The sequence below is a fragment of the Streptomyces sp. NPDC043876 genome, from assembly GCF_056435825.1.
Genome location: NZ_JBWKDV010000008.1, coordinates 388,554 through 409,139, shown reverse-complemented (window position 1 = coordinate 409,139; position 20,586 = coordinate 388,554). Strand labels below are relative to the sequence as shown.

The 20,586-nt window shown below is 72.6% G+C and carries 20 protein-coding genes; 9 read left to right on the top strand and 11 right to left on the bottom strand.

The window, feature by feature from the left end:
- Positions 1-18: 18 nt before the first annotated feature.
- Genes AC0693_RS25895 through AC0693_RS25880 form a run of 4 tightly spaced genes read right to left on the bottom strand, consistent with a single transcriptional unit; the run spans position 19 to position 6,461 of the window.
- Positions 19-750 (bottom strand): hypothetical protein, encoded by a 732-nt coding sequence (locus AC0693_RS25895; RefSeq protein ID WP_478803019.1) that lies wholly within the window; start codon positions 748-750, stop codon positions 19-21.
- Positions 743-5,467, bottom strand: a complete 4,725-nt coding sequence (locus AC0693_RS25890) for a putative T7SS-secreted protein (RefSeq protein WP_478803018.1) — start codon at positions 5,465-5,467, stop codon at positions 743-745. Before AC0693_RS25890 ends, AC0693_RS25895 begins: the two co-directional genes overlap by 8 nt.
- Complete coding sequence (locus tag AC0693_RS25885; RefSeq protein ID WP_469319827.1) at positions 5,467-6,024, bottom strand: hypothetical protein; 558 nt, start codon at positions 6,022-6,024, stop codon at positions 5,467-5,469. Before AC0693_RS25885 ends, AC0693_RS25890 begins: the two co-directional genes overlap by 1 nt.
- Positions 6,024-6,461 carry an SseB family protein gene (locus AC0693_RS25880; RefSeq protein ID WP_478803017.1) on the bottom strand — a complete coding sequence of 146 codons (438 nt, stop codon included), beginning with the start codon at positions 6,459-6,461 and terminating at the stop codon, positions 6,024-6,026. Before AC0693_RS25880 ends, AC0693_RS25885 begins: the two co-directional genes overlap by 1 nt.
- Before the next feature lie 178 nt (positions 6,462-6,639).
- On the opposite strand from AC0693_RS25880, the gene AC0693_RS25875 reads away from it, so the two are divergent.
- The 7 genes from AC0693_RS25875 to AC0693_RS25845 all read left to right on the top strand — a co-directional run bounded on the left by AC0693_RS25875 (position 6,640) and on the right by AC0693_RS25845 (position 12,717).
- Entirely contained in the window at positions 6,640-7,479 is an 840-nt protein-coding gene (locus AC0693_RS25875; RefSeq protein ID WP_469336277.1) for a HipA family kinase, read from the top strand.
- Positions 7,476-7,859: a DUF3037 domain-containing protein gene (locus AC0693_RS25870; RefSeq protein ID WP_469336279.1), complete on the top strand. Its 384-nt coding sequence runs from the start codon at positions 7,476-7,478 to the stop codon at positions 7,857-7,859. The genes AC0693_RS25875 and AC0693_RS25870 overlap by 4 nt, the downstream gene beginning before the upstream one ends.
- A gap of 184 nt (positions 7,860-8,043) precedes the next feature.
- Positions 8,044-8,805: a 3-oxoacyl-ACP reductase FabG gene (gene fabG, locus AC0693_RS25865; protein ID WP_356412386.1), complete on the top strand. Its 762-nt coding sequence runs from the start codon at positions 8,044-8,046 to the stop codon at positions 8,803-8,805.
- Between the two features lie 20 nt (positions 8,806-8,825).
- A complete protein-coding gene (locus AC0693_RS25860) occupies positions 8,826-9,587 on the top strand; it encodes an SDR family oxidoreductase (RefSeq protein WP_478803016.1) in 762 nt (253 codons plus the stop codon).
- 152 nt (positions 9,588-9,739) lie between these two features.
- Positions 9,740-11,323, top strand: a complete 1,584-nt coding sequence (locus AC0693_RS25855) for an ABC transporter substrate-binding protein (RefSeq protein WP_478803015.1) — start codon at positions 9,740-9,742, stop codon at positions 11,321-11,323.
- 88 nt (positions 11,324-11,411) lie between these two features.
- Positions 11,412-12,089 carry a uracil-DNA glycosylase gene (locus tag AC0693_RS25850; RefSeq protein ID WP_356412392.1) on the top strand — a complete coding sequence of 226 codons (678 nt, stop codon included), beginning with the start codon at positions 11,412-11,414 and terminating at the stop codon, positions 12,087-12,089.
- Between the two features lie 133 nt (positions 12,090-12,222).
- Positions 12,223-12,717, top strand: coding sequence for a hypothetical protein (locus tag AC0693_RS25845; protein WP_469319847.1), 495 nt, complete (start codon positions 12,223-12,225; stop codon positions 12,715-12,717).
- Positions 12,718-12,736: 19 nt separating this feature from the next.
- Here the strand turns inward: AC0693_RS25845 and AC0693_RS25840 are convergent, their stop codons facing one another.
- Positions 12,737-13,291 (bottom strand): hypothetical protein, encoded by a 555-nt coding sequence (locus AC0693_RS25840; RefSeq protein WP_356412396.1) that lies wholly within the window; start codon positions 13,289-13,291, stop codon positions 12,737-12,739.
- 146 nt (positions 13,292-13,437) lie between these two features.
- A complete protein-coding gene (locus AC0693_RS25835; protein ID WP_468471284.1) occupies positions 13,438-13,959 on the bottom strand; it encodes a DinB family protein in 522 nt (173 codons plus the stop codon).
- A 95-nt stretch (positions 13,960-14,054) separates the two neighbouring features.
- Here AC0693_RS25835 and AC0693_RS25830 point away from each other — a divergent pair, with 95 nt between their 5' ends.
- Positions 14,055-14,960 (top strand): Gfo/Idh/MocA family protein, encoded by a 906-nt coding sequence (locus tag AC0693_RS25830; RefSeq protein WP_469319832.1) that lies wholly within the window; start codon positions 14,055-14,057, stop codon positions 14,958-14,960.
- Here the strand turns inward: AC0693_RS25830 and lnt are convergent.
- From lnt to AC0693_RS25805, 5 genes are all read right to left on the bottom strand, one after another.
- Positions 14,905-16,497 (bottom strand): apolipoprotein N-acyltransferase, encoded by a 1,593-nt coding sequence (lnt, locus tag AC0693_RS25825; protein WP_478803014.1) that lies wholly within the window; start codon positions 16,495-16,497, stop codon positions 14,905-14,907. The two genes, AC0693_RS25830 and lnt, sit on opposite strands and share 56 nt — an antisense overlap.
- Positions 16,498-16,519: 22 nt before the next feature.
- Entirely contained in the window at positions 16,520-16,987 is a 468-nt protein-coding gene (locus tag AC0693_RS25820; protein WP_469319834.1) for a nuclear transport factor 2 family protein, read from the bottom strand.
- A gap of 81 nt (positions 16,988-17,068) precedes the next feature.
- Entirely contained in the window at positions 17,069-17,254 is a 186-nt protein-coding gene (locus tag AC0693_RS25815; RefSeq protein WP_356412404.1) for a hypothetical protein, read from the bottom strand.
- A 119-nt stretch (positions 17,255-17,373) separates the two neighbouring features.
- Complete coding sequence (locus AC0693_RS25810) at positions 17,374-18,246, bottom strand: undecaprenyl-diphosphate phosphatase (protein WP_356412406.1); 873 nt, start codon at positions 18,244-18,246, stop codon at positions 17,374-17,376.
- A gap of 48 nt (positions 18,247-18,294) precedes the next feature.
- Positions 18,295-19,014 carry a TVP38/TMEM64 family protein gene (locus AC0693_RS25805; RefSeq protein ID WP_469336290.1) on the bottom strand — a complete coding sequence of 240 codons (720 nt, stop codon included), beginning with the start codon at positions 19,012-19,014 and terminating at the stop codon, positions 18,295-18,297.
- 323 nt (positions 19,015-19,337) lie between these two features.
- Here AC0693_RS25805 and tuf point away from each other — a divergent pair, with 323 nt between their 5' ends.
- Complete coding sequence (gene tuf, locus AC0693_RS25800) at positions 19,338-20,519, top strand: elongation factor Tu (RefSeq protein WP_468471272.1); 1,182 nt, start codon at positions 19,338-19,340, stop codon at positions 20,517-20,519.
- Positions 20,520-20,586 lie beyond the last annotated feature (67 nt).

Sequence of the window (20,586 nt, the reverse complement as noted above, 5' to 3'; positions counted from 1 at the left end):
CGCTCCGCCTCCCCGCGGTCAGCCGGCCGCGCGGTCCAGCAGGGGGGCCGCCCAGGCCGGGAGGCCGGCCGCGTCCGGGCGGGCCGGGCGGGGGTCCGTCGTGATGCCGATCCCGCCCGCCGGGTCGCCGTACGCGAAACGGTCGGCCCACCCCAGCCAGGAGCGCACGAACAGGGCGGAGCTCCACGCCAGGGCGAGGCCGCCCCGCTGCTCCGGGGTCTCGTACCAGTAGCTGGTGAGCACCACCGCGCGGGAGACCGCCTCGTCCGTGTCGGCCGGACACGAATCGGCGCTGAGCCCGGCGGCCACGACGGACGCGGCGAAGCGGTTGTCCGCGAGCAGCCCCCCGGCATCGCTGACGACCGCGTCCACGAGGTCCGGCGGCAGGTCCAGGGCGTACTCCTGCAGCCGCGCCAGGAGTGCGGGCAGCGCCGGATCGGCGGCCGTCTCCTGCCCCGGAACCACCCGCAGGTCGTCCAGCAGCCCGGCGGCCTCCACGGGCCGGGCGGCCAGCAGGTGTACGCAGGCCAGCGCGCGCAGGGTCTGCCAGCGGCACAGGGTGTCCAGCAGGGCGATCCGCGAGGCGCGGAAGGCCAGCCGCACCGGCCAGTCCGCCGCCCGGACCCGCTGCCCGAGCGCCCGCAGGTCCGCGGGCACCGGGGCCGGGAAGACCAGGGCGCGGCCGGGATCGTAGGACGGCCGTGATCGGTAGCCCGGCCATTGCCGCGCCCCGGGTTCCTCGCTACTCATTGACCTCATCCGGTGTGGGGGTCCGCCACTTCGCCGCGTCTTTGCCGTCGCGCGGAGTGATGTAGTTCGAGAGGTCCTTCTCCTCGATGTGGTACGCGTGGATCATATGGTCCTGGCGGATGATCACCACCGGATTGCCGGCGGCGTCCCGCAGCCCCCGGTCGATGATGATCCGCGCTCCGGACACGTCGTCCACGTAGTTCGCCGGAGCGTGCAGCTGGCGGTTCAGGTACTTCTCCAGCTTCGCCTCGTCGCCCGCGATGCCCGACAGGTAGTGGTTCGCCTTGCCGCCCTCCGCCTCGTTGAGCTGGTGGTCGACGCCCTGCGCCGTCCGGGTGCTGTCCGAGTACGGGGCCAGCCCGAAGGGGTCGCACCACTGGAGCGGGTTGTGGACGTACGCCGCCGGGTTCTGCGCCGGGGCCAGGCCCATCGGGTCCGGGCTCAGGTAGCGGGCGGTCTCGGGGTCGTAGGTGCGGAAGTAGTTGTAGTGCAGGCCCGATTCGGGGTCGAAGTACTGGCCGGGGAAACGCAGCGGGGTGTAGGCGGTGGAGTCCCGGCTCCAGGCCGTGGAGCCCCACAGGGTCGACCGGCCGCGCCAGGCGAGCGCCCCCCGTTCGTCGACGAGTTCGGTGGGTGCGCCCACCAGGTCGGTGACGATGCCGTAGAACCGCTCGTCCACCACCTCCTGGGCCGCCGTCAGGATGCGCTCGGTCTGCGCCAGCGGCCGCGCGCCCCGGTGGTCCCAGGTCAGGGCGACCCCGCGGCCGCCGTCCGCGCCGGTGGTGACCTGCTCGCACAGCAGGTTCCCGTCCCAGGTGAAGACCGTGCGCTCGGCCACGGCCAGGCCGTCGGCCGTCAGCCGCTCCTTGGCCGTGCGCCGGCCCAGCGCGTCGTAGGCGTACCGCCAGCGCGTGCCGTCGGGGGTGGTCACCGCCGTGATGCGGTCGTCGGCGTCCCACTCGTAGCGCCAGGTGTCGGGCTTGCGCGAGAGCCGGGCCTTTTGCCGCAGCACGACCCGTCCCAGGGCGTCGTACTCGTGGCGCACCCGGCCCGCGGTGAGCAGCCGGGTGCCCGCGTAGACGCGGGGGCCGGTGGCGTCCTGGCCGCCGGGGTGGGAGGCGGGCCAGGAGGCGGAGGCCTGGTTGCCCGCCTCGTCGTAGGCGTACCGCTCCGTCCAGTTCTCGGCGTTCACGGCCGTCACCCGGCCGCGCCGGTCGAGGTCGAAGGTGCGCGGGCCGGTCGGCAGGTCGTCGATCCCGGTCAGCACCCCGTCGTCCCGGTAGGTGTACCCGCGGCGCTGCAGGACGTGCTCGCCGGGGCCGGTCAGCACCTGGTCCGTCAGCCGGCCCGCCGCGTCCCGGCCGCTGTTCAGGGTGACCACGTCGCCGTAGGTACGGACGTGCTCGCGGCCCGCCGCGTCGTGGGTGAAGCCGATCCGGCGCCCCGCCGTGGTCAGGGCGTCGGGGCGGCCCGCGGCGTCGAACGACCAGGCGGCGGTGGCACCCGTCGGCGTGGTGCGGCCGGTGCGGCGGCCCGCGGCGTCGTAGGTGTGGACGAGCCTGCGCCCGTCCACCGTTTCCTCCAGCAGCCGGCCCGACCGGTCGCGCAGCCGGGTCAGCACGCAGTCCCCGCGCGCCGCGACCGCGAGCTGGTCGAAGACGTCGTACTCGTAGGTGGTCACCGTGCCCGCGGCGTCCTTGCGGACGGTCCGGCCCAGCGCGTCGCGCTCGTAGGTGACGCGCTGCCCGAGCGCGTCGGTACGGCTGACGAGTTGGCCCGCCGCGTCGTGGGCGTACCGCAGCGTCCGGCCGTCGAAGTCCGTCTCCGCGACGAGCTGCCCCGCCGCGTCGTACACGTACTCCCAGGTCAGGCCCTGGGGGTTGCGCACCCCCGTGAGGCGCAGCTCCGCGTCGTAGGTGTACTCGTGGCGCGTGCCGTCGGCGTCGGTGCGCGCCGAGACCGCGTCGAAGTGCGTGTACTCGAAGCGCACCGGCCCGCGGCTCGAACCGTCCGTGAACGTCAGGCAGTTGCCCTCGCCGTCGTAGGTCCAGGAGCGCTCGCCGCCGCCCGGGGCGCTGTGGTGCAGCGGTTTGCCCTCCACCGACCACCGCGTGCGCGTGACCGCCCCGAGCGGGTCGCGGACGGCGGTCGTCCGCCCGAAGTCGTCGCGCTCGTACGTCGTGGTGGCGCCGAGCCGGTCCGTGACCGCGACGGGCAGCCCCGCCCCGTCGGTGCGGACGCGGGTCACCGCGCCCAGCGGGTCCGTGACCGCGGTGACGTGGCCGCGTTCGTCGTACTCCATGCGGGTGACGGACCCGTCGGGCCGGGTGACCGAGGTGCGGTTGCCGCGCTCGTCGTAGGTCTGGCGGACGACGGTGCCGTCGGGAGCGGTCACCTTCACCGGGCAGCCGAGTGCGTCGTACTCCGCCCTCGCCTCCCTGCCGTCCGGGCGGACCACCGAGACGAGCAGGCCCCGGTCGTCGTACGTGCTGTGCGTGGTGCGGCCGAGCGGGTCGGTGACCGACGTCCGCCGGCCCCGGACGTCGTACCCGTAGCGGGTGACCGCGCCCAGCGGGTCGCTCTCGGCGACCACCCGGTAGCGCGCGTCGAACAGGTAGCGCCGGGTGTGGCCCTCGGCGGTGGTCATGCGCGTCACGCGCAGGCCGGTCGCCGCGTCCACCTCGTCGTACGCGAAGGTGAGGGCGATGTGGCCCGCCTCGCCGGCCTCCGCGACACAGCGGTCCGCGTCGTCGTAGGCGTACGCGTAGCGGCGGCCGTTGGTGTCGGTCCAGGAGGTGATGCGGGCCCGGTCGTCGTAGGTGAGGCGCAGGGGCAGACCGGAGGAGTTGGTGATCTCGGTCAGGTGTCCTGCGGTGTAGCCGTACGCGAGGATCCGCGGGCCGCCGTCCAGGTGGAGGGCGGTGATCCGGCCGTCCGCGGTCTCGAAGCGCAGGCGCCGGCCGCCGGAGTGGGTGATGCCGAGGGGGGCGCCGTGGGCGTCGTACTCGAAGGTGATCAGGTTGCCGTTGCGGTCCTCCAGCTGGGTGATCACGGCGAGGGCGTAGGAGTCGCCGGGGGCGCGGGCGGGGGCGCCGGCGTCCTCGTCCGTGCCTCCGGGCGCGCCGTCGGCCCGGTCGTCGGCCGTGCTCCCGGCCGGCAGGGCGAAGCGGCGGACGTGGCCCGTCGCCGGGTCGGTCAGCGTCCAGTCGCCGTCCGGGGTCCGTTCCAGCGGGTGGGGCGGGGCCGAAGCGGACACCGGGAGGACCGGCAGTCCCGGCGCCGGGTGCGGGTAGGCGACCACGAGACCGTCCTGCGTCACCAGGACGACACCCTCGGCGTCGACCTCCAGGTGCTGGTCGATCGTCGACGCCCAGCTCGGCCCGAACCAACGGCCGGCCGAATAGCCGGACTCGGCACGGCGCGTGAAGACGAGCGGGAGGGCCCCCGGCAGGACCACGTCGGTCTGCGGCAGGTACATCCGGCCGGTGGCGAGGTCGACGGGGTCGGTGTACTTGCTGGGCTTCTCCAGGTCCGGCCGCTCGCCCGGGTGCGGGCCGTGCTCGCCCAGACCGCCCCGTCCCGGGCCCTTCTTGACGTCGTCGAGGTGATCGAGGTCCCGGATGCCCTTGGCACCCGCGCCCAGCTCGCCCAGGCCCTTGTCGGCGAGGAGCTGGGGGATCAGCTTGCCGATGCCCTCGGCGGGGTCCTTCATGAACTCGTCCAGCATCTGCTTGCCGGCGCCCCACGGGTCGTTGACCGCGGTGACCAGACCCGCGGCCGTGGAGTTCAGCTGCGTCAGGTACTCGGCGGGGTGGGTGAGGTTGTACGGGTCCGTCGGGTTCAGGGAACGCGCGAAGTTCACCATGTCGGCGGCGCCCTTGTAGACACCGCCCGCCAAGTGCGTTTTGGCGAGGGCGAGATAGTCCATGCCGTCGCCGAGCTGTTCGGCGTACGAGGGCTTCGGCGGCGCGGCGTCACGGGCCGCGCGGACCGCCGCACGGGCCGTCTCGGCGACCTCGTTGCGCTGCCTGCGCGCGTCGTCGAGCTTGTCCTGGGCGGCCTTCGCCAGGGCCGTGCCCGGATCGGTGAAGTTCTCGGGAGGCCGCGGCGGCAGCGGGTCCTTCTTCGCCTTGACCGCGTCGTTGTAGGTGTCGACCAGCTTGTTGTGGGCGGTACGGGCGTCGGTCGAGACCTTCTTCGCGTGCTCGTAGTCCGCCAGGGCCTCCTTCGCCCGGCCCTGCGCCCACTCCACCGTCTCCGCGAACCGCGCCATCGCGTCCGCGGCCTTCCCGAAGGACTGCGCCGCCTTGAACCACTGCGGAGGTTCCTTGGCCACCGACTCCCGGAAGGCGTCCGCCGTCCTGCCCTTGAGGCCGTCGGGGTCCGTCATGCCTTTGAGGCCGTTGCCGACCAGGGTGAAGGAGCGCTCGAAATCGCTCAGGTGCGCCACCTGCGTCCGTATCTCGGCGACGCTCCCGTAGACCAGCCTCTTGGGATCGTCGGTCTGCCCGAGCTCCATCTCGGCGACGTCGGCACCCAGTTGGTTGGCGGCCGAGCGGCTCTTGTCGCGGATCCAGTCGCCCGCGTCGTCCAGACCGACCTTGTCGGCGAGTCCGGCCACCTTGTCGCCGGTCCACTCGATGGCGTCGCCGACGTCCTCGGTGCGGTCCTCGACCCAGTCCTCGACCGAATCCGGAATGAAGTCCCCGAGCCCCATCAGCCGTTGCCCCCGTCGACCTGGTCCAGCAGATCCTTCAACGAGCCGATCTTGCCCGTGGACGTCAGTTTGTCGCCGGTGTCGGACCAGGTCTTGCCGATGTCCTTCGCGCCCTTCTCGAACGACTCGGGGCTGTAGTCCGGCTTGTAGACGTCGCCCCGGAAGATGTCGCCCCAGCCCTTCTCCGCCACCTCCTCGTCGGAGGCGTGCGGATTGCCGTACGCGGCGTTCGCCACCACCTTGAAGGCGCCCTGCACGTAGTGGTCCTCCTCCCAGATCGTGCCGGCGGCGATACCGAGGGAGCGCGCGAGGACGCTGGCGTTCTGCACGAGGCTCCGTACGCCCCATTCCCAGCGCTCGCAGAATTCCTCGAAGTCCTTGGCCAGGCCCATGTGGCCCGCCTCCATCCCGGTCAGGGCCAGGGCGCTGAAGCCCGCGCCCTGCGCGGCCCCCGCGGCGTCACCGGATTCGCGCAGCTCCGCGATGGCCGCGCGCAGCCCGTCCTGGACCGCTTTGACCGCCTCGGGGGAGACGACGAGGTCCCCGTCGCCCGCCATCAGAGGGCACCGGAGCGCTCGGCGTCGACGGCGTCCACCGCGTACGCGTCGGGGACGATGCCGCAGACCGGCGGGAAGAACATCGAGCCGTCCGCGTCGGCCACGTTGACCACCACGCCCGCCGGTCCGCCGACCATCGGCACGACGGCGTCGGTGAGCCGGGCACCGAGGACCGAGAGGTACGCCCACTCCCGGCCGGCGTCCCCGCGCTCCGCCGCGAACCGCGCCAGGGCGTCCTCGTCGGTGAAGGCGTAGAGCCAGCGGACCCCGCCCGTGACGGCCGACATCAGACCGCTGGGCGCTCCGTCGGCGTCCCCCGTGCCCTCGGGACCGACGGCGAACGGGACCAACAGGACGGACCGGCGGAATTCGCCCACCAGTCGCGCCGGATCACCCCCGCCCCCGCGGATCGCGGCGATCTCTGCGGTCAGTTCCACGATGCAAAACCCCCTTGGGAGGACCGGCTGCGCAGCAAGATACGCCCACCGCCCCCGAACGGTTCCGCATTCCCGGCCCGGGCCCGGTCGGACGGGACGAGGTTCCGGGAGCGAGGAGCGGCCGATGGCGCGGCACATCTCCCGGATGTGCGGGCCGGGCGCCGGATAGCCTGGGAAAATGCTCACAGAAGTGATCGCGACCCGTTACGTCACGCCCTTGCGCGAAGGCGGCTCGCTGCCCGGGATCGTCGAGGCCGACGATCTCGGCACGTACGTCATGAAGTTCACCGGCGCCGGTCAGGGGCGCAAGACCCTGGTCGCCGAGGTCATGTGCGGGCGCCTCGCCCAGCGGCTCGGGTTGCGGGTGCCGCCGCTGGTGCGGATGCAGCTCGACCCGGTGATCGGGCTCGGCGAACCCGATCAGGAGGTCCAGGAGCTGCTCAAGGCCAGTGGCGGGCTCAACCTCGGGATGGACTACCTGCCCGGGTCGATCGGGTTCGACCCGCTCGCCTACCAGGTGGATCCGGCCGAGGCAGGCCGGGTGGTCTGGTTCGACGCCCTGATCAACAACGTGGACCGGTCCTGGCGCAACCCCAACATGCTGGTCTGGCACGGGGACCTGTGGCTCATCGACCACGGCGCGACCATGATCTGGCACCACAACTGGCCCACCGCCGCGGCCGCCGCGGCCAAGCCCTACAACGCCTCCGACCACGTCCTGGCCCCCGTCGGCCCGGACATCGCCGCCGCCGCCGCCGAACTGGCGCCGCTGGTCACGCGGGAGCTGCTCACCGAGGTCGCCGCCGACGTCCCGGACGAGTGGCTGGCCGGCGAGCCCGGCTTCGACTCCACCGACGCGCTGCGCCGCGCCTATGTGGACGCGCTGCTGCCGCGCGCCGCCACGATCCACGAGCGGATCACGATGGAGGCCGAGGTGAAGGCCCGCAGCGGCCCTCCCGGCTGGCTCGCCGAGCGCCTGACCCCCCTGCCCCACAAGAAGAAGAGCGACAGCCGGTGACCAAGCGGGACGTGTTCGAATACGCGCTGGTGCGCGTGGTGCCGCGGATGGAACGCGGGGAGTGCTTCAACGCCGGGGTGATCCTCTACTGCCGGGCGCACGCGTACGTCGCCGCGCGCATCCACCTCGACGAGGGCAAGCTCCTCGCCCTGGACCCCGGGGCCGACGTCGCCGGGGTGCGGGCGGCCCTGCGCGGGGTCGAGGGCCTGTGCGCGGGCGGGGCCGCCGCCGGACAGGCGGCGGGCGACGACGCGGGGCGGCGCTTCCGCTGGCTGATCGCCCCGCGCAGCACCGTCGTACAGCCGGGACCGGTGCACACCGGGCTCACGGCCGACCCGGAGGCGGAGCTGGGCCGGCTGCTGGAGCTGCTCGTGTACTGACGCGGCGCGCGCCCGGGCCCGATGGCGGGCGCGCACGCGCGGGCCGGTCCCGAGCCCTGGCACCCGGTGCCGTTGACACCGGGTGCCAGGGCTCCTAGCGTCTCTTCAGCCGAAGCTACTAAGCGGTTGCTCACCTTTTCGGGGGCGCCGCCGACAGGGCATTCCCAGCGCGAGGAGAACCAGCATGTCCACCACCGAGCAGCGCGTCGCGATCGTCACCGGGGCGGCCCGGGGCATCGGCGCCGCCACCGCCCTGCGCCTGGCCGCCGAGGGACGCGCCGTCGCCGTACTCGACCTCGACGAGGGCTCCTGCAAGGACACCGTGGAGGCGATCACCGCTGCGGGCGGCACGGCCCTCGCGGTCGGCTGCGACGTATCGGACAGCGCCCAGGTGGAGGCGGCGGTGGAGCGGGTCGCGAGCACCCTCGGCGCGCCGACCGTCCTGGTCAACAACGCGGGCGTGCTCCGTGACAACCTGCTGTTCAAGATGAGCGACACCGACTGGGACACGGTCATGAACGTGCACCTGCGCGGCGCGTTCCTGATGTCCCGCGCCTGCCAGAAGTACATGGTGGAGGCGAAGTTCGGCCGCATCGTGAACCTCTCCAGCAGCTCCGCCCTCGGCAACCGCGGCCAGGCCAACTACGCGGCCGCCAAGGCGGGCCTCCAGGGGTTCACCAAGACCCTCGCCTTCGAGCTGGGCAAGTTCGGCGTCACGGCCAACGCCGTGGCCCCCGGGTTCATCGTCACCGAGATGACCGCGCAGACCGCCGCCCGCATCGGCATGGGCTTCGAGGAGTTCCAGGCCGCCGCCGCCACCCAGATCCCCGTGCAGCGCGTCGGCCGTCCGGAGGACATCGCCAACGCCATCGCCTTCTTCACCGGCGAGGCCGCGGGCTTCGTCTCGGGCCAGGTCATGTACGTGGCCGGCGGCCCCCTCAACTGACGAGAGGCAGGGCGTACGTCATGACGTACAACGGCATCGACAGCGGCAAGGTGGCGCTGATCACCGGAGCCAGCCGCGGCATCGGCTACGGCGTCGCGGAGGCCCTGGTCGCCCGCGGCGACCGGGTCTGCATCACCGGCCGCAACGAGGACTCCCTCAAGGAGGCGGTGGAGCGGCTCGGCGCGGACCGGGTGATCGGGGTCGCGGGCAAGGCGCACGACGAGGTCCACCAGGGGGTCGCCGTCGAGCGGACGATGGAGGCCTTCGGGCGGGTCGACTTCCTCGTGAACAACGCGGGGACCAATCCGGTCTTCGGGCCGATCGCGGACCTCGACCTCGGGGTCGCCCGCAAGGTCTTCGAGACGAACGTGGTCTCGGCGCTCGGCTTCGCCCAGCGGACCTGGCACGCCTGGCAGAAGGACCACGGCGGCGCCATCGTGAACATCGCATCCATCGCGGGCGTCTCCGCCTCGCCGTTCATCGGCGCGTACGGGATGAGCAAGGCCGCGATGATCAACCTCACCCTCCAGCTCGCCCACGAGATGGCGCCGGGGGTCCGGGTCAACGCCATCGCGCCCGCCGTGGTCAAGACCAAGTTCGCGCAGGCCCTCTACGAGGGGCGCGAGCAGGAGGCGGCCGCGGCGTATCCGCTCGGCAGGCTTGGGGTGCCCTCGGACATCGGCGGAGCCGCCGCATTCCTCACTTCCGCGCAAGCGGAATGGATTACCGGGCAAACGCTGGTCGTCGACGGAGGAATTTTTCTGAATGCCGGAGTCGGCTGACCGATAACCGGACGGATCGGCCGCCGACCGGGTGGTAAATGCATAACGAATATGCACGGAACCGGTCAAGTGCCCCACGGAACCTGCTCCTTGGATCCGTGGGGCGCTGCGGTAGGGTCTGCCGCACCCCTGGCCGATCGAGGAGCGTGCACGTGTTCAACCGGACCAGATGCCTGCAGATCACTGCGGCCCTTGCGTCCATATCCCTGCTCGCCGGTTGCGGGGTGATATCGGATTCGAGCGCAGACCAGGCGAAAAAGATCGTCGTGGGTACGACGAGCGCGCCCAGCACCCTCGATCCCGCCGCGGCCTGGGACGGCTCGTGGGAGCTTTACCGGAACGTTTATCAGACACTTCTGGCATTTCCCACGGGAAGTACCAAACCGCAGCCGGACGCCGCGCAGAGCTGTGAGTTCACCGACTCCGCCAACGAGGCCTACCGCTGCACCCTGCGCAAGGGCCTGAAGTTCTCGGACGGCGAGCCCCTCGACTCCAAGGCCGTCAAGCACTCGCTCGACCGGATCCGCACCATCGGTTCCAAGGTCGGCCCCAAGGACCTCTTCGGCAGCCTGGAGCGCATCGAGACCCCGGACCCGCTGACGGTCGTCTTCCAGCTGAAGACCCCGGACGCGACCTTCCCCTTCGTGCTCGGCTCGCCCGCCGCCTCGCTCGTGGCCCCCAACGAGTACCCGGCCGACAAGGTCCGCAAGGACGGCAAGGTCACCGGCTCGGGACCGTACGTGCTCGACTCCTACAAGGAGGGCGACGAGGCGGTCCTCGCGAGCTACGGCAACTACCAGGGCTTCGCGCAGCGCCACAACAACGCGGTGACCATCCGCTACTTCATGGACTCCCAGAAGATGATCGCGGCCCTCAAGAACAAGGAGATCGACGCGACCTACCGCGGTCTCTCCGCGGCCGAGATCAAGGACCTGCAGAGCCCCGCCTCGCACGCGGCGGGCATCCAGGTCGTCGACAACGTCGGCGCCGAGATCCGCTACCTGGTCTTCAACCCCAAGGACCCGGCGGTCGCCAAGCCCGCCGTCCGCCAGGCCGTGGCCCAGGTGGTCGACCGCGGAGCACTCGTCGCGAAGGTCTACCAGGGCACCGCGGAACCCCTGTACTCGATGGTCCCCAAGGGGGTCGTGGGCCACAAGACGCCCTTCTACGACCGCTTCGGCCAGCCGGACGTGGAGAAGGCGAAGAAGATCCTCCAGAAGGCGGACGTCGCCTTCCCGGTGGAGCTGACCTTCTGGTACACCACCGACCGGTACGGCTCCTCCACCGCGCCGGAGTTCGAGGAGCTGAAGCGCCAGCTGGACGCGAGCGGCCTGTTCAAGATCACTCTGCGGAACAAGCCCTGGAAGCCCTACCAGGAGGGCTACAAGAACGGCGAGTACCCGGTCTTCGGGCGCGGCTGGTTCCCCGACTTCCCGGACCCCGACAACTTCATCGCGCCGTTCGTCGGCAAGGAGAACGCGGTCGGCACCCCCTACGAGAACCCCGAGATCCTCACCGACCTGCTGCCCAAGTCCCGCCGCGAGAGCGACCGCTCGGCCGTCACGCGCGAGTTCGAGCGGGCGCAGCAGATCTTCTCCGAGGACGTCCGGCTGCTGCCCCTGTGGCAGGGCAAGCTGTACGTCGCCGCGCGCGACGACATCGCGGGCGGGGAGCGCTCCCTGGACCCGCAGACGGCCATGCAGATGTGGGAGCTGTACCGCAAGACCAGCTGGTAGCCGGGGGAACGGGGCGGCCGGGTCCGTTGTCAGTGGGTGCCGGTAGGTTCTGGAGCAGTTGCACGAACGCGTACCGGAGGTTGTCGACGTGACCCAGCTGCTGCCCGAATCCTGGCTGCCCGTCCTCGGTGAGGAACTGGAGAAGCCCTACTTCCACGAGCTCCTGGAGTTCGTGGAGAAGGAACGGGCCGGTGGACCGGTCTACCCGCCCCGCGAGCAGGTCTTCGCGGCACTGGAGGCCACGCCGTTCGACCGGGTCAAGGTGCTGGTCCTCGGCCAGGACCCCTACCACGGCGCCGGCCAGGGCCACGGGCTGTGCTTCTCGGTGCGGCCCGGGGTCCGCACCCCGCCCTCCCTGCGCAACATCTACAAGGAGATGAAGGAGGAGCTGGGCCTGCCCGTCCCGGACAACGGCTACCTGATGCCGTGGGCCGAGCAGGGCGTCCTGCTGCTCAACGCGGTGCTCACCGTCCGCGAGGCCGAGCCCAACTCCCACAAGGGCAAGGGCTGGGAGAAGTTCACGGACGCCGTGATCCGCGCGGTCGCCGCCCGCCCGGACCCGGCCGTCTTCGTCCTGTGGGGGGCGTACGCGCAGAAGAAGCTCCCGCTGATCGACGAGGAGCGCCACGTGGTCGTCAAGGGCGCCCACCCCTCGCCGCTCTCGGCCAAGAAGTTCTTCGGATCCCGGCCCTTCACGCAGATCAACGAGGCCGTCGCCGCCCAGGGCCATGAGCCGATCGACTGGCGGATCCCGGACCTGGGCTGACCTCCGACCGCGCCTCGTCGGCAATGCGGGCGGCTCCGGCTAGCGTCAGGGTGATCGGACCGCAGTGCGTCCGACCAGAAAGCCGGAGGCCGCATTGACCGAGCAGCAGCGGGAGGCGTCGCAGGACGCCGTCATGACCAGGATCGGACAGGCGGTCATCCTGCTGCACGCCGGGGACCGGGAAGAGGCGCGCAACCGCCTCGGGGACATCTGGACCGAGATCGGCGAGAACGGCGACGCCCTGCACCGCTGCACCCTCGCGCACTACATGGCCGACGCCCAGGACGACCCGGCCGAGGAACTCGCCTGGGACCTGCGGGCGCTGCAAGCGGCCGACGGGCTGCGGCAGGAGCACATCACCCTGCCGCTGCCCCAGCCGCACGCCGCCGTGCGCGTCTTCTACCCGTCCCTGCACCTGAACCTCGCCGCCGACTACGTCAAGCTGCGCCGCCCCGACGCGGCCCGGATCCACCTGGCCCGGGCCCGTGCGGCGGCCGGCGCGCTCTCCGACGACGGGTACGGGGACGGCGTACGGGCGGCCCTCTCGCGGCTCGAACTGCGGCTCGGGGCGGGACCGGACCGGGGGAGCCGCCCCACGCCCTTCCCCGGCCAGCAGGAGAGCCCGTAGCGCCCGCGCCGCCGGCAGGTCAGCCCCCGTGCACGCCCGCGCAGATCCTGGCCTCCGGGCTGTCCGGCCGCCAATGGCCGTGCCTGCGGCCCAGCGCGCACACATCGGCCGGCCGCACCGGCAAGGCAGGCGACAGCTGCCGCTCCAGCTCCGCCTGCGGCCCCCGCGCCGCATCCCCGTGGCCGTGCCCGTGGTGGCGTACGACGGGCCCGGACGGCAGCCGGGGCGGCTCCGGGATCTCCGGCACCGGCGGCGCCGCCTCGCCGGGCGCCGACCGCTGCCGGTCCGCCCCGGCGGCCGCGCCGCGCTGCGCGGCGCCTCCCGCGGCGCCCTGCGGCTTCCCGCGCTCCGCGGGTACGGCCTTCAGCGCCTCCAGGGCCGGGGCCGTCACCGTCACCGGCGCCGCACCGGGGCCGCCGTGCGGGTCGTGCTGCTGCTGGGGCGGCGGCGGCTCGGCGGACGCGGCCCCCGCGGGCAGCGGCGCATGGGGGTTCACACTCACGCAGCCGGAGACGGCCGAGACCGCACAGGCGACTCCGAGCAGCAGTTTCGTCGTGGTTCGGGTTGGATGCACCCGCGCAACTCTGCTGTGCGAACACCCGGTTGCGAAAACCCGCGGGCGATATTCACCCCGCACGGGTGACGGCCACTGGCCGGTTGCCGGTTGCCGGGCGCCCGTTGCCGCACCCGGGACCCGCCGACGGGCCGTGCACCGGCGCGCTATTCGCCCGTCGCCCCGTCGATGTGCTCGCGCAGCAGGTCGGCGTGCCCGTTGTGGCGCGCGTACTCCTCGATCATGTGGGTGTAGACCCAGCGCAGGTTGAACTGCTCGCCGCTGCGGCTGCTGCGCCCGATCGACACCTCGTCCAGCGAGCGCCCGGCCGAAGCCTGCCGCGCGCGCTCGATCTCCTCGCGCCAGATCTGCTCGGCCTCCTCCCAGGTGTCCTGCTCCGAGAGGTGGAACTCGGCGTCCGGGTCCTCCTCCGTGCAGTACAGGTCCTCCAGGTCCTCGCCCAGGGTGATCTCCCGGAACCAGTACCGCTCCACCTCGGACATGTGCCGTACGAGCCCCAGCAGGCTCAGTTCGGAGGGCGCCAGGGGCGTGCGCCGCAGCTGTTCGTCGGTCAGGCCCTCGCACTTCCAGGCGAGGGTGGCCCGGTGGAAGTCGAGCCATCCGTCCAGCATCTCGCGCTCGTTGGCGGTGGTGGACGGTTCGGGGCGGTCGGTCACAGGAGTGCTCATGATCCGATAGTGGACGAAGGGGGCCCCTCCCACCAGGCATTAAGCTGCCAGCAGTACGACGGGGAACGACGACGGCAACGAACGAGGAGGCTCCCTTGAAGGTCGCGTGCATCGGACTCGGTGACATCGCCCAGAAGGCCTACCTGCCGGTCCTCACCGCGCGTCCGGAGGTCGAACTCCACCTGCAGACCCGCACCCCCGCCACCCTCGACCGGATCGGCGCCCTGCACCACGTCCCCGCGGAGCGCCGCCACACCGGCCTCGACGAGCTGCTGGCCCACGGCCTCGACGCCGCCTTCGTGCACGCGCCGACCGACGTCCACCCGGAGATCGTCACGCGGTTGCTGGAGGCGGGGGTGGCGACGTACGTCGACAAGCCCCTCGCCTACGAGCTGGCCGCGTCCCGGCGCCTGGTCGAACTGGCCGAGGAGCGAGGGGTGTCGCTGGCCGTCGGCTTCAACCGCCGTTACGCGCCGGGCTATGCGCAGTGCGCCGACCACCCGCGCGAACTCATCGTCATGCAGAAGAACCGGGTCGGGCTGCCCGAGGACCCCCGGACCCTGGTCCTCGACGACTTCATCCACGTCGTGGACACCCTGCGCTTCCTGCTGCCCGGCGAAGCCGAGCACGTCGACGTACGGGCCGTCGTGCGGGAAGGGCTCATGCACCAGGTGGTGCTCCAGCTCTCCGGGGCCGGTTTCACCGCGCTCGGCATCATGAACCGGCTCTCCGGCTCCACCGAGGAGATCCTGGAGGTCTCCGGCCAGGACACCAAGCGCCAGGTGGTCAACCTGGCCGAGGTCATCGACCACAAGGGCCAGCCCACCGTCCGGCGGCGCGGGGACTGGGTGCCGGTCGCCCGCCAGCGCGGCATCGAACAGGTCGTGGACGCCTTCCTGGAGGCCGTCGCCTCGGGCACCACGCTCAGCGCCCGTGACGCGCTGCTCACCCACGAGCTGTGCGAGCAGGTGGTCCGGTCGGCTCTGCGGCAGGCCTCCTGAGCGGGCCGCCGCGCAGCCCGCGCACGCCCTCGGCCGCGCAGAACAGCGCGAGCGCGCCCAGGGCGGCGGCCACCGGCCAGTCGCCGAAGCGGACGTAGAAGGTGGTGCCCGTGGCGAGGGGGACCCCGTACACCCGGGCCGCCGAGGCCGAGCCGGGCAGCTGCGCCCCGACCGGCTCGCCCGAGGGGCCGTGCACCGCGCTGATGCCGGTGAGGGTGGCGTGCACCACCGGGCGCCCGTTCTCGGCGGCGCGCAGCGCCCCCAGGGAGGCGTGCTGCGCCGGAGCCCAGCCGTCCTGGAAGGTGGCCGTGGAGGACTGGTCGACCAGCAGGGCCGCGCCTTCCCGGGTCAGGTGCCGGCTCATGTCGGGGAACGCCGACTCGAAGCAGACCAGCGGCCCGATCCGCAACGCAGTACCGCCCGACGCGGCGGGCAGGTCCATCACCACCGGCGCGGTGCCCGGACGCCGGTCCTCCGCGGCCGCCTTGCCCGCCGAGGTGACCCAGCCGAGCAGGGACCGCGCCGGTATGTACTCGCCGAAGGGGACCAGCCGCATCTTGTCGTACCGGTCGCCCGTCGGTCCCCCCGGGCCCACCAGCACCGCGCTCTTGTAGATGCCGGGCGCGCCCCCGGTCTGCGCGGCCGTCCGCCGGGCGTCCACGTTGACCAGCAGCGGGGCGCCCACCGCGGCCGACAGGTCCGCGAGCCGCCGGGCCAGGTCCGGCCGCGCCGCCAGATCGGAGCCCACGCTGCTCTCGCCCCACACCACCAGGTCCAGCCGCCGGCCGACCAGTCGCCGGGTGAGCCGCTCACCGGTGGCGAACCGCTCCTCGGCGCTCTCCGAGATCGCCCGCGGGCCGACTTGTACGACGGCCACCCGCAGTTCCCCCGACGGCGCGGGCCCCGGCAGCCACAGCCACACCGCGCCGGTGAGCACCGCGCAGCCGGTCACCCCGGCCGCCGCCGGGATCCGCCCGGAGGGCGCCGCGACCAGCAGCGCCAGCGCGCAGTTCACCGCGACGATCAGCAGGCTCAGCAGCCACACTCCGCCCACCGACGCGAGCCGCAGCGCGGGCGGCACCTGCCACTGACTGGCCCCCAGCAGCCCCCACGGCCCGCCCAGCCCCTGCCACGACCGGACGAGTTCGGACAGCAGCCAGCCCGCCGGTACGAGCACCAGCGCGGCGCCCGCCCGACCGGGGCCGACGGCCCCGCCGAGCAGCCGCCGCACCAGCAGCCCCCAGGGTGCCCACAGCGCCCCCAGCAGCGCGGCCAGCGGAAAGAGGAACAGGTGCAGGCTGGGCAGCAGCCAGTGATGGACCGCCAGGATGAAGCCCGCACCGCCGAGCCACCCCTCCAGGGCCGCCCGGCGCCCGTCGGCCGCCGTGCGCAGCAGCAGCATCCAGGGCACGAGGGCGACGTACGCGAACCACCACAGCGCGGGCGCGGGGAAGGCGAGCGCGGGCAGCGCCCCGGCCGGTACGGCCGCCGCAGCACGCCACCAGCCGGGCCGGTCGGTCAGCATGGCGGTCAGCATGGGCGCCTCCGCTTCCAGTGTCTCAGGCGGACAGGTGGCGCCACTTCTCGTGCACGGTGACCCCGGTCAGGCGCCATCCCTCGCGGGTGCGCGCCAGGACGAAGGTGTAGCGCCCGGCGGCCACGAAGTTCGGCGCGGTGATGCTCGCGTCGGAGCCTTCCCCGGCGAGCCGCATCGGATTCACGAAATCCGCCTTCACCTCGGCCCGGTCGCCGGCCGAACCGTCCAGCGTCTCCAGGTCGATCCGCCGGTTGACGATGAGGTGCTGGCGCACCGGGAAGAGCGCCATCGTCTCCTCCAGCCACCGGGAGACCGCGGGGGCCGGGCCCTCGATCCCGCCCGCCGAGGTGTAGTCCGCCCGTCCCGCCGCGGTGAACAGGGCCCGATAGGCCGCCCAGTCGCCGTCGTCCACCGCGACCGCGTACCCGGTCACCACGGCATCGATCGCCAGCCGGTCCATCACCGTCGCGAGTTCCACACGCTGCGTCATCGGGTCAGTGTGGGTCAGCGGACCCGCGAGTCCAAGGGGCGTGCGGCGACCGGATCTTTGCGCGGGGCCGCCCGGCGCCGGTCACCGGCCGGAACGCGCCTCCCGCTGCTTGACCACCACCAGGAACGCGTCGCTGTCGAGGTCCATGACCACCTCGGCCGGGACGCCCTCGCGCTTGCGCTGGGCGGCGTACTCCTCGGCCGGCCAGCTTCCCCGCGGACTTCCGGCCGGAAACCGCTCCAGAACCACGCGCACCGTTCGCCTCATGGGACCGCACCCCCTGCTGTGTCACTGTTCTCGCCGTGCTGCCGTTCTTCCAGGCACAACGACGCGGGGGCCGTCCGGGAACGTTCCCGGACGGCCCCCGCGATCGGGTGGCGGCGCCGTCAGCCCGCGGACTCACCCGCGTGGGGGCTCAGCACACCCATGCCGATCAGCACGAACAGCACGATGCCCAGCAGGATCCGGTAGATCACGAAGGGCATGAAACTCTTCGTGGTGATGAACTTCATGAACCACGCGATCACCACGTAGCCGACCACGAAGGCGATGACCGTCGCGAAGATCGTCGGCCCCCAGGAGACGTGCCCCTCGCCGAGGTCCTTCAACTCCATGCCGCCCGAGGCCAGCACGGCCGGGATGGCGAGGAGGAAGGAGTAACGGGCCGCCGCCTCGCGGGTGTAGCCCATCAGCAGGCCGCCGGAGATCGTCGCACCCGAGCGGGAGACGCCCGGGATCAGCGCCATCGCCTGGGCGACACCGAAGATGAGGCCGTCCCTGACGCCCAGCTCCCGGAGCGACTTGCGCTCCTTGACCACCCGGTGCCGGCCGCCCTTCTCGTCGCGCGAGGCCAGCCAGTCCGCGTAGCCGAGGACGACGCCCATCACGATCAGGGTGGTGGCGATCAGCCGCAGATCACGGAACGGGCCCTCGATCTGGTCCTTGAGCGTGATGCCGAGGACACCGATCGGGATCGAGCCGACGATGACCAGCCAGCCCATCTGGGCGTCGTGGTCCGAGCGCATCGCCTTGTTCGTCAGGGAGCGGAACCAGGCGGAGACGATCCGCGCGATGTCCTTGCGGAAGTAGATCAGCACCGCGGTCTCGGTGCCGATCTGGGTGATGGCGGTGAAGGCCGCTCCGGGATCGTGCCAGCCGGCGAACGCCGCGGTCAGCCGCAGGTGGGCGCTGGAGGAGATCGGGAGGAACTCCGTAAGCCCCTGGACGAGACCGAGGATTAGGGATTCGAACCAGCTCATGTCGGGGTGCGCTCGTCCTTGTGATCGTCGGGAAGTTCGCGTCCGATGCTAGGGCGTACGAGTGACACCGCTGACCACTGGGGTCGGCTGCGGCGCCGCCGCGCTCCCCGCGGGCGCCCCGAGCCGGTGCCGCCTGCGCCAGGCGACGGCCGCCGCGAGCACTCCGGAGACGGTGATGAAACCGAACGAGGCGAGGAAGGCGGGCGAGGTCGGCGAGGAGGCGCTGGCGCCGGCGAGCACGTAGGCCGCAGTGTTCGGGACGGTGCCGAGCGCCGTCGCGAGCAGGAACGGGATCCAGCCGCACCGCGAGACCGCGGCGAGGTAGTTGGCGGCCGCGAACGGCACCCCGGGGAAGATCCGCACCGCCAGCACCGACCGGAACCCGTGCCGGCTCAGCTGCGCGTCCGCCGCCAGCACCCACCGCCCGCGCAGCAGCGGCCGCAGCGCCCGCTGCCCCAGGGCCCGGCCCAGCCCGAACGCCACGGCGGCGCCGAGCACCGTACCGCCGACGGCCGCCAGGAGACCGAACTGGACGCCGAAGACCGCCCCCGCGCCCAGGTTCAGCAGCGGGCGCGGCACGAACGCCGCGGTGCACAGCCCGTACGCCACCGCGAACAGCGGCACCGCCGTGCCCGGCGGCAACGCGCCGGTCCAGCCCCGCGCCAGCAGCCGCTGCGGCTCGTAGAGCAGCACGCACGCCCCGGCCGCCACCAGCAGCACCACGAGCAGGGCCAGCCGCAGCCACGGCGCCGGAAGGAGGGGGGACATCCGCCGAGACTAACCGACCGCCGTGCCGGGGCGCCGTGAGCCGGATCGCCCGCCGCCGGTAATTCGTTCGACGCGGCGGGCATCGCCGGGCCAAGATCGGTCCATGTTCCGGCACCCCTTCCCCGCAGCGCCGTCCGCAGTCGCGGACGCGCCGAAGGCTGCCGCCGCGGACATCGCATCCGCACACCCGGCGCCCCTCGGCGGCGCCCGAAGCTGACCCTTCCCGGATCGTCCGGCGGACCCCGCAGGGGGAGGGTCGGCAGGATCCAGGGGTCCCGTGCAGTCTTCCGGTCACCGGAACAACGGGAAAGCGAACCACAGTCATGGCCAAGACGGCCTTCGTGCGGACCAAGCCGCACCTCAACATCGGCACCATGGGTCACGTCGACCACGGCAAGACCACCCTCACCGCCGCCATCACCAAGGTGCTCGCCGAGCGCGGCGGTGCCTCCTACGTGCCCTTCGACCGGATCGACCGGGCGCCGGAGGAGGCGCGGCGCGGGATCACCATCAACCTCTCGCACGTGGAGTACGAGACGGACACCCGCCACTACGCCCACGTCGACATGCCCGGTCACGCCGACTACGTGAAGAACATGGTCACCGGCGCGGCGCAGCTCGACGGGGCCATCCTCGTCGTGTCCGCGCTCGACGGGGTCATGCCGCAGACCGCCGAGCACGTGCTGCTGGCCCGGCAGGTCGGTGTCGACCACATCGTCGTCGCCCTCAACAAGGCCGACGCCGGGGACCCCGAGCTGACCGACCTGGTCGAGCTGGAGGTGCGGGAGCTGCTCAGCGCCCACGGGTACGGGGGCGACGACGCCCCCGTGGTCCGGGTCTCCGGGCTGGGGGCGCTGGAGGGCGACCCGCGCTGGACCGGGGCGGTCCTGGCGCTGCTGGACGCGGTGGACACGTACGTACCGATGCCGGTGCGCTACACGGACGCGCCGTTCCTGCTGCCGGTGGAGAACGTCCTGACCATCACCGGTCGCGGCACGGTCGTCACGGGCGCCGTCGAGCGCGGGACCGTCCGCATGGGCGACCGCGTCGTGCTGCTCGGCGCGGCGGGCGAGGACGTGGAGACGGTGGTCACCGGCCTGGAGACCTTCGGCAAGCCGATGGACCGCGCCGAGGCCGGGGACAACGTCGCGATCCTGCTGCGGGGGGTGCCCCGCGAGGGGATCCGGCGCGGTGACGTGGTCGCCGCGCCGGGCAGCGTCGAGCCGCGCCGGCGCTTCACGGCGCAGGTGTACGTCCTGTCCGCCCGGGAGGGCGGCCGGACGACGCCACTGGCCACCGGATACCGGCCACAGTTCTACGTCCGCACCGCCGATGTCGTCGGGGACGTGGACCTGGGGGCGGCGGGGCTAGCCCGGCCGGGGGAGACGGTCGCCATGACCGTCGAGCTGGGCCGCGACGTGCCGCTGGAGGCGGGCCTCGGCTTCGCGATCCGTGAGGGCGGCCGGACGGTCGGCGCCGGAACGGTGACGTCCGTTCTCGGCTGACCCGGCCGCCCCCGTGGTGGCGGCGGTCCGCCTGCGGCAGACTGCCGTCACCACAATCGGCGGGAGC